This window comes from Microcystis sp. LE19-10.1B, from assembly GCF_027530565.1.
Classification (GTDB): domain Bacteria; phylum Cyanobacteriota; class Cyanobacteriia; order Cyanobacteriales; family Microcystaceae; genus Microcystis; species Microcystis aeruginosa.
Map to the genome: position 1 here is coordinate 1 of NZ_JAPZQM010000494.1, position 11,296 is coordinate 11,296.

The window sequence follows — 11,296 nt, forward strand, 5'->3', positions numbered from 1 at the left end:
CAGCAACCACCAAAGCTATCAGAATCCCCCGGTTGGTAAATTCCTGATAACCAACCCGTACCGTTAATCCCTCGATTTTCTCGTCTAATACTTTAATATCGCCTTTTAACTCTGCTTTGAGTTCGGCCTGTCCGATTTCTAATTTTGTGAGACGTTCATCGATTTTGTCGATTTTACTTTCAATCCTGGTCAAGACAGCTTCTAGGGAATAGGTGACAGTTTCGTTAGACATTTTGCTATACTTCTAGACTTATCTGGCGACTATCTTAATTATGAAGGGTTTTCATGGTCTGAGACTTGAGGATTTTAGGGATTGCCGCTCAAAGATTGGGTACTATCCAAGCAAGTACCTAAAACTAGAAAAGGGATGAAGTGGCAGTTTTTTGCGATGCTTAAAATGTGACTGCGATAATTAAACCGGAGACTAATAAGCCAAAACCGCTAACCAAAGGCCAAAAACGGGGATAAAACCGAATATTTCCGCCAGAGTGAGTTATTTGACTCCATTCCAGACGAGGAGATAAATCGCGACGAAACCAACCGAGAACTTGTACAGATGTATTGTTTATTGCTGCCATGGGGGGGTTAGTAGTCCTGATTTTATGCCAAAAACCAAAACGATAGTTAGGAGCGAGGGGAATTATGCCAGTGCTATCTTTAAGAAAGAAATTCTTTCCTTGAGCAATTAACTCACCGCGGAGTCGGACGGGGATAGCTGGGAGGGGATGACTGCAAGGATTATCGGTTAAAGAAAAAATATCGCTGAAACTAGCATTGTTGAGACGAGGATAACTGGCTAATCGATTGATAATTATACCCAAACCCCCACCGACTAAAATTAGGCCCAATGCACCCCAAGAGCTAAATTTCAGCCAAAGAAAATCAGCTATGACAACCCCAATAATAAAGCCTAGTCCCGAAGCATAATATAAACACAGTCGTAGAAAAAAGTTTTGATAGAGTTTCTTGGAATCTAATTCCATTTCTTGACATAATAATTTCCCCAGACTAAATTCTATATCTAGATCCATCTGTCGGGCATAGTTAGTTAAAGCGCGAATCCTTTCACCAGTCAGGGGATGATTAGATTGCAACTCTAACCATTTTGCCCAAGGGTTATATATATCCCAGAGAAAACTCTGTCCGATCCGGCGAGACTCCAATGCGATACCATAAACGTTACCGGCAATGATCGCATCCTGCTCCAGGGCAATATTTAATACATTTGTACTGAATGACAGGGGACTAAACTGGGCAGTTTCTTGGACTAAACCAAAGGCAATTTTTACTAAAGCGCGGGCCAAAGCATTGGGATTACCAGTAACTTGGGCAGCAAAATGATCGGCGAAGTATTCTCTAGTACGAGACAGATAAAGACAGCAAAAAACAATAATTGGCCTAAAAATAGTGATAATTGATGAGAGAAGGGCTAGAAAAACTGTGTCTTGAAAATTATTACCTTGATTTTGGGCAAAAGAATCGAGATAACAGCTTAAATGGTCGAAACTAGCACAGATAGTCATCAGGGCAAAGTCTCCCTGCCAAATATGCCCTAATTCATGAGCATATACCGTCGCTACTTCCTCATCGTCGAGATAGGTAAATAAACCTCTGCTAACTACTAAGCGAGCATTACCCCGTCGAGAGCCATAGGTAAAAGCGAGGGGCTGTCCGTCTTCGATAATGCCTAGTTTTGGCGGTTTTAACCCTTTTTCTCGGCATACACGCCCAATTACCGCCGCCGATTCCGGGCTATACCGTTTAATTTCCGCTAAGGACACCCAACGCACTCGATAAAGACGTTTTTGTGTCCAATCAATTAGATTCGGGGCGATAAAAAGGATGAGTCCGCCTAAGAAACCGGTCAAGAGCAAGGCAATAATTACACCCGTCCCCGCAGGGATGAGCAGCAAACGGGTAATTACAAAAAAAAGACCAAATGCTATAGCATAAAAAGCCGTAATTGTCAATAGTTTAGCAAAAATAAGTCTATTTTCGGGGATAGTCCGGGATAACCGGACACTTACCCGTGCTGCTCGTGCTGCCTTGGGCAGCGCTCGAAATTTGACCCCATTAGTGGCAATACCGATGGTTTTTTGTTCAGCACTAAAGATTGTCAGTAATCGTTTGGCCCACTGACTAACTTCCTGATCAAGATGATTTTCTAATTCCAGAGCTAGGGCGATCGCTTGTTGCCGTTGATTATTGCTGCGATAGGCCCGAGCAAGAGCCATTTTAGCTCGAATATATAAGGGAGAATGAAAATTAGCTGACTGTTGGCAATATTCTTCCAGTAATTCTACGGCCCTTGCGTAATCCTTTAGGCGTAGATATTTTAATCCTTCTTCCAGTGACATAGATATCCCTTAGCTGTTTATCTATGTTTAGAGATACCCAAAATCGTAGGAAAGATTAAAGGAGTTGGGGAAGTGGGGGTGTGGGGTGTGGGGGTGTGGGGGTGTGGGGGATTTTTCAGTGAGCAGTAAACAGTAAACAGTAAACAGTAAACAGTAATCAGTGAACTTAAAACTCTGGGTTCGACGGTAGTTACCATGATGGAAATTACTTGACTACATAGTTATATAGAATTTTAAACATAAATAGGTAAGCCAATGATAATTATTAAGTTTTATCAATATTTTGGGCAGTAGCGATCAAGGGAATCAGACAAGTTAGCGAGCCGATTAGGGAAATAGGGAGTAGAATAGAAAGGTTGTGAGTCTATAACTATCGTTAAAATACTATGGCTTGTCCCAAGAAGAAAACCTCAAATGCCAAGCGCGACCAACGGAGAGCGCACTGGAGAAAGCAAGCGGATCGGGAAGCGCAAAAAGCCTTATCTTTGGGTAAATCTGTCCTTTCTGGTCGTTCTAACAGCTTTGTCTATCCCACTAAAGAGGAAGAAGAAGGGGAAGACGAGGAATAATATTCCTATCGGTCATCAGTTACCAGAAAAATTTGGCTGTAGTTCGCTGTTAACACCGAATAAATGTCCTCAAGGTCTAGGACGGTGTAATAACTTGATAGTGGGGAGTGAGGTATAGAAAACCTTTTCGCTCCCTAATATTTTAAGATTTGTTTAGGGTTTTCGTTGCGAGTCTCAACTAATGTTAGGCAAATTCTTTAAAAAACCAGAATCTCCCGATCAAGACCGAGTTCCCCCGGGCCAATATCTCGCTAGTGGTTTTCCTGTGCTTACCTACGGGGATACTCCCCAAATCAAGACCGAGGAATGGTTATTTAAGGTTTGGGGAAAGGTGGCCACGACTAAAATTTTTAACTGGTCGGATTTTATGGCCCTACCGCAGTGGGAATTTACCAAGGATTTTCACTGTGTCACCCGTTGGTCAAAATTAGATGTGACTTGGACGGGAATTAAGGTATCGGATTTTATCACCTTAATTGACCTGCTGCCGGAAGCTACCCACGTTATGCAACACTGTTATGGCGGTTATACCACTAACCTGACCCTAGAGGAATTCCTGCACGAGGATAATTTTTTCGCTTTTCAATTGTTTGGTCAACCTTTACCCCCCGACCACGGTGGTCCGCTGCGCTTAGTTGTCCCCCATCTCTACGCGTGGAAAAGTTCTAAATGGATTAATGGCTTAGAATTTCTCGATCGAGAGCAATCGGGTTTCTGGGAACGTAATGGCTACCATCGACGAGGTGATCCCTGGTTAGAGGAACGTTATGGCGGTTTTTAACCAGTTTTGGCTTAAAATCGGGTGAGATAAGCAATCAAGTCCAGTAAGTCATAGCATTAAAACAAGCAAAAGTCAAGGGGGAAGCAACAAATTTTTACTCGATCGCAACTGGTTAATTATAATTGCCGAATTGCCTGATCGCACTTTTGAACATATCCTGCTAACCCCAATGCTTGAAATAATTTCCGCGCTTGAAGATATGCTTCTTTCGCTTCCGATATACGATCGAGTTTATAGTAGGTAAGTCCCAGATTAAACAGAGTCTTTGGTTCTCCTATGATATACCCCATTTCCTGAAAGATTTCTAAGGACTGTTGATAAAACTCGATCGCTTTTTGGTCTTCTCCTAGGGAACCGTAAACATTCCCCAAACCTAGATAGGAATAAGCTTCTCCTGTTATATCAGAGATTTCCCGTTTGATCGCTAAGGACTGTTGATGAAACTCGATCGCTTTTTGGTATTCTCTTAGGGAATTGTAAATATTGCCCAAATTATTGTAACAATACGCTACTCCCCTTATATCATCAATTTCCTGAAAGATTGCTAAGGACTGTTGGTAAAACTCGATCGCTTTTTGGTATTCTCCTAGGGAATGATAAGCATTGCCTAAATTATTGTAAGAATCTGCTTCTCTCGATCGATCTCCGATTTTCTGAAAGATTGCTAAGGACTGTTGATAAAACTCGATCGCTTTTTGGTCTTCTCCTAGGGAATAGTAAATACCTGCTAATGAGTCGAGACTCGCAACTAAATCAAGTTCTAGATTTAACTCTGTTTGTAAATCGATCGCTTTTTGATAATACTCGATCGCAAGCTGTTGTTCCTGACGATAATCTACCAATGGTGATCGATATAATAAACGAAGGTTATAAATCTTAGCTAAACTGGCATATAAACTCGCTAGTCTTGGCTCTTTTTTGCCTTTATTTACCTCGATTTGCTCGATTAGTTCTAACAAGTCTTCCTTAGAGATTGAAGGAATATCTTTATCTATAGTAATTTCGTCAAAAGATTGTAAAATTGGTAAAATTTCCTGAGAAGGTAAAAAGTTACTTGGAGGAGAAATAAAGCGAAAAACTCCTTTTCGCCAACTCCAAAAATCGGGGGACTTTTTGCGTAAATTTACCTCCACTGTGCTTGTTACCCAAAGAACAATGGAATAGGGAAATTCTCGCAGTCCTTCCCTTGTCCATTGCAGATAACCAAAAAATTTATCTAGTTCCGATTTTTCCCGTTGCCATTCGATCGAGTGTAATTTTTCCACTCCTGTGGTTGTGATCACAGCGTTTTTGCTTTGTAATAACTCTGGTTTTCTGGAGACTAAACTAGCAATTGCTGCTCTTAAACTCGGTTCTTTTTGATCTAAATCAATCCGATAACAAGGGATTACTGGTTCTAATTCTTTGCTATAGCGATCAATAATTTCTTCTCGCAATTTTTCCTGATCACACACACAAATTAATATATTTAATCTCTCTTGATTTGCCTCTAGAGAGACGATTAAACCTTCGTATTCTCTTTCATTTTGGTCAATAATTGAAGATGTTTCATTATTCATAATAAGTGGATAGGTGTTAAAAACTGTCAGATACCCCCATTAGGTAGGGTTGATTCATGAATCAACCCTACGGATCAAGGAGTGATCCGCACCCCCCTTATCAAGGGGGGATCAAGGGGGGATCCATCTTCAATTTAATTATAACTACTTACTTATCCCATTCAAATTGTTCCTCTTTTTTTCATTAACTCAACCACAATCGGATGCACGTTATACCAGAGATCGCCATTGCGGTATTCCAAAATATATAAACCATGCAGCAGATCTAGAAAATTTTGATCCTTGAGATCCTTCGGTTTTGACTTTTCATAAACAGTTTTAATAATTTCCTCATCTGCTGTACCGATACTTTCAGCAAAATCGAGACTAAGTTCTGTGATTGATTGTTCTAAAACAGCTTGATCAATTTTTAGGTTATTATCATCGGGATAACGACGAACAGATCGCAAACAAACCCGACAGCAATCATTAGTAATGCGAATTAATTCTCGTAACACTCCCCCACTATAAAGACAAATTTTTTCGAGGGTGTCAGGATCGATTAAAGCGGGATCGATGCGCTTAGTGATAATCTCGGTTAAAGTAGCAATAATTTGCGGATCGGGTATAGCATTAGGTGAATTAATGTCTCCCTGTTTAAAGAGTTTATATACAGGCATTTGCACGATCTGATCGTTGGTTTCTGTTTGGAGAGTTGCCTTTAAAGCTACCTCTCTTAAAGCGGCGATCGGAATAGTCATAATAATCCGAAAACCGGGCAACATAATCGCTTTAATATGGGATTGAAAAATATCCCTTACCTGTGCTAAGTCAATTTTATCAATGTCATCAACAATTACTAAGATTTTTTTCTGACTTTGGGACTCGATCGCACTAGCTATAATGTTAATTTGGGCAACTAAATCGGTAATTCTCCGCTCATACTTTTGTTTGATTTCCTGACGAATAGTCGAATTAATCTTGAGAATTCCTTTAATGTGAGCTAGTAAAGCAGAAAAGTTAAAACCTGTTTCGATAGTGGCATCTGCTTGATTGGTTTCGGTGCGAATTTGTTCAGCAAACCATTGATAAAAGCTTTTTTTAATAGAATCTTTAATAGTTAAATTTTGGGCTTCCGCTTCTGACATCATCTGAACGGCGATCGAGAATAAAATATTAACATGATTTACGTCTGACATTTCGATCGAGTCTGAGATCGAGAAGAAAACAACAAAATAGCGATCATCTAACTTTCTTTTAAATTCATAGAGTAGGGTTGACTTACCACAACCCCGATGTCCTGCTAGAATAATTTTTCCGTCTTCCGAAGGACTATCTTCGACCAATTGTTCTAATTCATCGATAATTTCTGTGCCGTATTTAACAGCAAAACGCTGTAATTCTTTATCCGATCGCAGGGGTAAAAGTTCCAAATTGCGATAGGCTTCTCGAAAGGGTTCCAGTAAAGGACTAACCATGAGTAATTAAATTAGACTGTGTGTTGTGAAGATAATTAGCCACAAAGAAAACCAGAAAAAAATTAACTAATAACTGATAAGTAGTTATAATTAAATTGAAGATGGATCCCCCCTGCCCCCCTTGATAAGGGGGGTGCCGATAGGCGGGGGGATCCCCCCTTAATCCCCCCTTGATAAGGGGGGTGTCTGACAACTTTTAACACCTACCTACTTAACTGATAACTGTTATTTTTCTGCTGCCCAACTGTCGGGAGTGTAGGTTTTTAATGCCAAAGCATGGATGGCTTCGGTAGCCAGTGCCGATTGTAAAGCGCCATAAACCATTTGATGCTGTTTAACGCGGGTTTTGCCGGCAAATTCGCCAGAAATAACCACCGCTTCCAAATGATCGCCACCTCCCGTTAAATCCCGAATCATCACCTGTGCATCGGGGATTTGTTCTTGAATCATCGCTTCTACTTGGCGAAAGTCAACCATCGTAACTCCTCAAAAGAATTAAAGATACTCTGATCCCATTGTTACCGAAAGCTCGTCAATGGGGACAAAATTTACTGCTGTGGGGGGGAGTTGTTAGGAGTTGCGGAGGTGGGAGTCGGTGCGGAGATGGGTGTACTGACAAATCCCATCTCGTAGAGTTGTTGATAGCTTTTTTGTCCTAATTCACTGGTGGGGTTTTGGGATTGAATCACCTGAATTAACAAAGGAACCGCCAATTCTGGCTGATTTTGCGCCCTATGGACCAAAGCAAGCTGATAGGTGGCTTCATCCCGCAGTTGTCCGGTGTTTAAAGCACTTTGACGCTGAGAATCGAATACTTTCGGGTCAATTCCTGAGAAACTATTAGCTAATTGCAGATGATAGTTAGATAGTTGGTTAAAAATCCGGCGCGCTTGATTGAGTTTGTCCACAGCGACATCGTATTTAGCGGCATTAATAGCGGCGTTCGCTTCTTCCACTAAACGTTGTCCCCCCTGAAGACTCAGGACACTATCGGCTTGATTTAAGGGTTTTAATTCGTTAGGATCGCTGGTGGGATTGTTAGAGTCGGGGGTTTGTGCTTGTCCGTCAGGTGCGATCGCTATGACTAAACCGATCACCAGAGTGAGCAGATAAATTAAACTATAAGGCTGTTTTCGCTTAACCATAAAATTTCTCGACTTAATGTTCCTGATGGGAACGGCTATTTTTTCTAACATCGACAACTGACCTATAGTAGCTTTTTTGGGGCAGTTTCGATCCGACCCCAGCTTTCTAGACGTTAGATTTAGCGGTTTTGTCGCCATGGCAAGCGCTGATTTTTCCCGAAGAATCAGTACAAGTCCCCAAAAAGTTAGTTTATCCCCCCGATTAATGGTTTAAACACCGATAATTCCCCCCTTGCAAGGCTGTCCAGATAGAATAAAGAGAAAGTAGGAGTTTAGTTAAAATGTCTTTATCGCTGATTACACGTAAGTTTACGGTGGAAGAATACGAAAAAATGGCAACCGAGGGAATAATCAAACCCGATGAAAAAGTGGAATTAATTCGAGGAGAAATTATCAAAATGTCACCGATGGGAACCCGTCATGCTGCTGGTATAGATCGATTAATACAATTACTTTATCAAAAATTAGGACAGAAAATTATTCTCAGGGTGCAAAATCCGATTATATTAAATAATAATTCTCAACCAGAACCAGATTTAAGTTTACTAATACCTCGATCGGATTTTTATGTTGCTGCCCATCCTTGTCCTCAAGATATTTATTTAATTATTGAAGTTTCCGATTCTACCCTCGATTATGATCGCTATACTAAAATTCCTCTTTATGCAGAAGCAAATATTAAAGAGGTTTGGATTGTCAATCTCAAGGAAGAATGTTTAGAAGTTTATCGCCATCCTCTGCATGGTAGTTATCAAGCTATTCAGAAATATTATCGAGGTGAAAGTATTTTTATTGAATCATTTCCCGATATAGAATTCACTATTGCAGAAATTTTAGGAGTTTAGATGAACGTAGGTTGGGTTGAAGCATGAAACCCAACGCCCCGATGGGTTACGCTACCGCTAACCCATCCTACAAATGATTGTGCCTCCCTACTTAGAATTCACTATTGCAGAAATCTTAGGAGTTTAGTTAAAATGTCTTTATCACTGATTACCCGTAAGTTTACGGTGGAAGAATACGAAAAAATGGCAACCCAGGCAATAATCAAACCCGATGAAAAAGTGGAATTAATTCGAGGAGAAATTATCAAAATGTCACCGATGGGAACCCGTCATGCTGCCAGTATTTATCGATTAACACAGTTATTTTATCGAAAATTTGGCGGTCTTATTCTCTTAGGAGTGCAAAATCCGATTAGATTAAATAATAATTCTCAACCAGAACCAGATTTAAGTTTACTAATACCTCGATCGGATTTTTATGTTGCTGCCCATCCTTGTCCTCAAGATATCTATTTAATTATTGAAGTTTCCGATTCTACCCTCGATTATGATCGCTATACTAAAATCCCTCTTTATGCGGAAGCAAATATTCAAGAAGTTTGGATTGTCAATCTCAAGGAAGAATCTGTAGAAGTTTATCGCTATCCGCTGCAGGGTAGTTATCAAGCTATTCAGAAATATTATCGATGTGAAAGTATTTTTATTGAATCATTTCCCGATATAGAATTCACTATTGCAGAAATTTTAGGAGTTTAGATGAACGTAGGTTGGGTTGAAGCATGAAACCCAACACCCCGATGGGTTACGCTACCGCTAACCCATCCTACAGCTACAGCTGATAGCTGGTAGCTGCGGATTTATAACTTGCGTTCGTAACTTAACAAGGTATTTTGTAATAACATTGCCACCGTCATCGGACCGACACCCCCGGGGACAGGAGTAAGATAACTAGCCACTTCTAAAACCCCAGCATAGTCCACATCGCCCACCAAACGGTCAGCGACGCGATTAATACCCACATCCACCACTACCGCATCAGGTTTTACCATATCTTTAGTGATTAAATTGGCTTTACCGACAGCAGGTACTAAAATATCGGCACTTCTGGTTATTTCTGCCAGATTTTCCGTGCGCGAGTGAGCAATAGTTACCGTAGCGTTTTCCTCCAATAACATTAAAGCTAAAGGTTTCCCCACTAGAATACTGCGACCCACCACCACCGCGTGCTTACCGGCTATGGGAATATTATATTCTTTCAGCAGTGCCATGACCCCCGCAGGAGTACAACTGCGGATACAGTCATCACCCCGCACTAAACCGCCTAAATTGAGAGGATGTAAACCATCAGCATCTTTTTTCGGGTCAATTTGGTAGAGAAGGGAAACCGCATCTAAATGCTTAGGTAAGGGTAATTGAATTAAAATCCCGTCCACCCGCTCATCTTGATTGAGACGGACAATTTCCGCTAAAATTTCTAGTTCACTTGTATCGGTGGAAAAATGACGACCAAAAGAGGCCATACCGATTTTAGTACAAGCTTTCTCCTTATTGCGGACATAAACGGCACTAGCGGGATTATCCCCCACCATCAACACCGCTAACCCCGGAGGTCGTCCCATTGGAGATTTTAGCGTCTGGATGCGCTCTCCTAGACCAAGTTGGATTTTTTGAGCTAAGGCTTTCCCGTCGAGAATTTGGCAAGTAGTTACGGACATTCTATGATAATACCGAGAACAAAAATCTTTCGGATCTATTCTATGGTCAAAAAGATTGGCTAATGGCACTCGTTAAGGTTAAAGCAAGAATGTCTATTCAGACTCGTGTAGCGCGCATCAGCAGTTTATTATTATTGCTAGGGTTATTCGGTTGTAGTACCCTTGCTGACCTCGGTATTGCCGTTCCCTACATCGGTGATCCTCCCCTAACAGCGATCGAGCAATTACAGGAAAAACCAAAAGGCACTTTAGTTTATCTTAGGGGAACCGTGAGCAATTATGCCCCTTTTTTAGCGGGAGGAGCCTATCTTTTGCAGGATAAGTCTGGTAAGATTTGGATTCGCACCAATAGCAATAAATTACCCCGTCAAGGCGAAGAAATCGTCATTAAGGGCAAAATTGACTTTGAAGCTATTCCCCAGGGTTCCCAAACCGTTAACGAATTGTATGTGGTGGAATTAGAACAGATGGATGCAGTAGCAGTTAATTCGGTTCCCACTCCTTCTCCGTCCCCAGAAATTAAACCTTCCCCCACCTCAGAAGTTAAACCCCCAGAAAATAATTCTCCCCCGGTCTCCACTAAACCCCTGGAAAATCCCCGACAGGTGACAATTCCCAGCGCAACCGCAACAAAACCCCCAGAAACTCCCGTCGTTACCCCCGTTAAACCCAATCCACCCGTGCAACCCGTCGCGGAAGCGATTCCCCCCAAACCCCCCACAGTGATTAAACCCGTCCAAGATCCCCTCGATGCTTTCTTTTTACCCCATAAACAAAACGAGAAATAGCTAGGGTGTGGGGTGTGGTGCGATTCGTTGGCTAGAAACTAGACAGTAAGACGTTTAGAGGATTAGCCGCTTGGTAAATGTAGTACCTTGATAACTTTATAACCCTACAGGTGCGGGTTAGTAATAACCTTAGTCCTGTC

The 11,296-nt window shown here is 41.3% G+C and carries 13 protein-coding genes; 5 read left to right on the plus strand and 8 right to left on the minus strand.

The genetic code is table 11. The features are described from left to right. The 3 genes from O9332_RS17735 to O9332_RS17745 form a co-directional block, all read right to left on the minus strand. The coding region (locus O9332_RS17735; RefSeq protein ID WP_288026647.1) for a DUF4164 domain-containing protein at positions 1-232 on the minus strand (232 nt) is incomplete at its 3' end. Between the two features lie 160 nt (positions 233-392). Then, positions 393-2,357: a M48 family metalloprotease gene (locus O9332_RS17740; RefSeq protein WP_002760611.1), complete on the minus strand. Its 1,965-nt coding sequence runs from the start codon at positions 2,355-2,357 to the stop codon at positions 393-395. Between the two features lie 17 nt (positions 2,358-2,374). Then, positions 2,375-2,554, minus strand: a complete 180-nt coding sequence (locus O9332_RS17745; RefSeq protein ID WP_288026649.1) for a hypothetical protein — start codon at positions 2,552-2,554, stop codon at positions 2,375-2,377. Between the two features lie 189 nt (positions 2,555-2,743). Here O9332_RS17745 and rpmF point away from each other — a divergent pair, with 189 nt between their 5' ends. Together rpmF and O9332_RS17755 are read left to right on the plus strand one after the other, a co-directional pair. Continuing rightward, positions 2,744-2,926, plus strand: coding sequence for a 50S ribosomal protein L32 (gene rpmF / locus O9332_RS17750; protein WP_002760610.1), 183 nt, complete (start codon positions 2,744-2,746; stop codon positions 2,924-2,926). 181 nt (positions 2,927-3,107) lie between these two features. After that, entirely contained in the window at positions 3,108-3,707 is a 600-nt protein-coding gene (locus O9332_RS17755) for a sulfite oxidase-like oxidoreductase (protein ID WP_288026651.1), read from the plus strand. A 116-nt stretch (positions 3,708-3,823) separates the two neighbouring features. On the opposite strand, the gene O9332_RS17760 is transcribed toward O9332_RS17755, so the two are convergent. The 4 genes from O9332_RS17760 to O9332_RS17775 form a co-directional block, all read right to left on the minus strand. Next, positions 3,824-5,266: a tetratricopeptide repeat protein gene (locus O9332_RS17760; protein WP_288026653.1), complete on the minus strand. Its 1,443-nt coding sequence runs from the start codon at positions 5,264-5,266 to the stop codon at positions 3,824-3,826. Positions 5,267-5,427: 161 nt separating this feature from the next. Further along, positions 5,428-6,723, minus strand: a complete 1,296-nt coding sequence (locus O9332_RS17765) for a P-loop NTPase fold protein (protein WP_288026655.1) — start codon at positions 6,721-6,723, stop codon at positions 5,428-5,430. A 225-nt stretch (positions 6,724-6,948) separates the two neighbouring features. Beyond that, the gene (locus O9332_RS17770; RefSeq protein WP_002737239.1) at positions 6,949-7,200 is read right to left on the minus strand and encodes a BolA family protein; all 252 of its coding nucleotides are present in this window, start codon (positions 7,198-7,200) and stop codon (positions 6,949-6,951) included. A 71-nt stretch (positions 7,201-7,271) separates the two neighbouring features. Beyond that, positions 7,272-7,919 (minus strand): hypothetical protein, encoded by a 648-nt coding sequence (locus O9332_RS17775; RefSeq protein ID WP_002760602.1) that lies wholly within the window; start codon positions 7,917-7,919, stop codon positions 7,272-7,274. A 230-nt stretch (positions 7,920-8,149) separates the two neighbouring features. On the opposite strand from O9332_RS17775, the gene O9332_RS17780 reads away from it, so the two are divergent. Continuing rightward, the gene (locus O9332_RS17780) at positions 8,150-8,713 is read left to right on the plus strand and encodes a Uma2 family endonuclease (protein ID WP_288026658.1); all 564 of its coding nucleotides are present in this window, start codon (positions 8,150-8,152) and stop codon (positions 8,711-8,713) included. A gap of 132 nt (positions 8,714-8,845) precedes the next feature. Next, positions 8,846-9,409, plus strand: a complete 564-nt coding sequence (locus O9332_RS17785) for a Uma2 family endonuclease (RefSeq protein ID WP_002760600.1) — start codon at positions 8,846-8,848, stop codon at positions 9,407-9,409. 101 nt (positions 9,410-9,510) lie between these two features. Here O9332_RS17785 and folD read toward each other — a convergent pair whose 3' ends face one another. Continuing rightward, positions 9,511-10,368 (minus strand): bifunctional methylenetetrahydrofolate dehydrogenase/methenyltetrahydrofolate cyclohydrolase FolD, encoded by an 858-nt coding sequence (gene folD, locus O9332_RS17790; RefSeq protein WP_002760599.1) that lies wholly within the window; start codon positions 10,366-10,368, stop codon positions 9,511-9,513. 89 nt (positions 10,369-10,457) lie between these two features. Here folD and O9332_RS17795 point away from each other — a divergent pair, with 89 nt between their 5' ends. Next, positions 10,458-11,156, plus strand: coding sequence for a single stranded DNA-binding domain-containing protein (locus tag O9332_RS17795; protein WP_043999192.1), 699 nt, complete (start codon positions 10,458-10,460; stop codon positions 11,154-11,156). Positions 11,157-11,296 lie beyond the last annotated feature (140 nt).

Bases quoted from the DNA above. Each gene is read 5' to 3' on its own strand.
- O9332_RS17740 (WP_002760611.1), bottom strand. From the start codon at position 2,357: ATGTCACTGGAAGAAGGATTAAAATATCTACGCCTAAAGGATTACGCA.
- O9332_RS17745 (WP_288026649.1), bottom strand. From the start codon at position 2,554: ATGGTAACTACCGTCGAACCCAGAGTTTTAAGTTCACTGATTACTGTT.
- rpmF (WP_002760610.1), top strand. From the start codon at position 2,744: ATGGCTTGTCCCAAGAAGAAAACCTCAAATGCCAAGCGCGACCAACGG.
- O9332_RS17755 (WP_288026651.1), top strand. From the start codon at position 3,108: ATGTTAGGCAAATTCTTTAAAAAACCAGAATCTCCCGATCAAGACCGA.
- O9332_RS17760 (WP_288026653.1), bottom strand. From the start codon at position 5,266: ATGAATAATGAAACATCTTCAATTATTGACCAAAATGAAAGAGAATAC.
- O9332_RS17765 (WP_288026655.1), bottom strand. From the start codon at position 6,723: ATGGTTAGTCCTTTACTGGAACCCTTTCGAGAAGCCTATCGCAATTTG.
- O9332_RS17770 (WP_002737239.1), bottom strand. From the start codon at position 7,200: ATGGTTGACTTTCGCCAAGTAGAAGCGATGATTCAAGAACAAATCCCC.
- O9332_RS17775 (WP_002760602.1), bottom strand. From the start codon at position 7,919: ATGTTAGAAAAAATAGCCGTTCCCATCAGGAACATTAAGTCGAGAAAT.
- O9332_RS17780 (WP_288026658.1), top strand. From the start codon at position 8,150: ATGTCTTTATCGCTGATTACACGTAAGTTTACGGTGGAAGAATACGAA.
- O9332_RS17785 (WP_002760600.1), top strand. From the start codon at position 8,846: ATGTCTTTATCACTGATTACCCGTAAGTTTACGGTGGAAGAATACGAA.
- folD (WP_002760599.1), bottom strand. From the start codon at position 10,368: ATGTCCGTAACTACTTGCCAAATTCTCGACGGGAAAGCCTTAGCTCAA.
- O9332_RS17795 (WP_043999192.1), top strand. From the start codon at position 10,458: ATGTCTATTCAGACTCGTGTAGCGCGCATCAGCAGTTTATTATTATTG.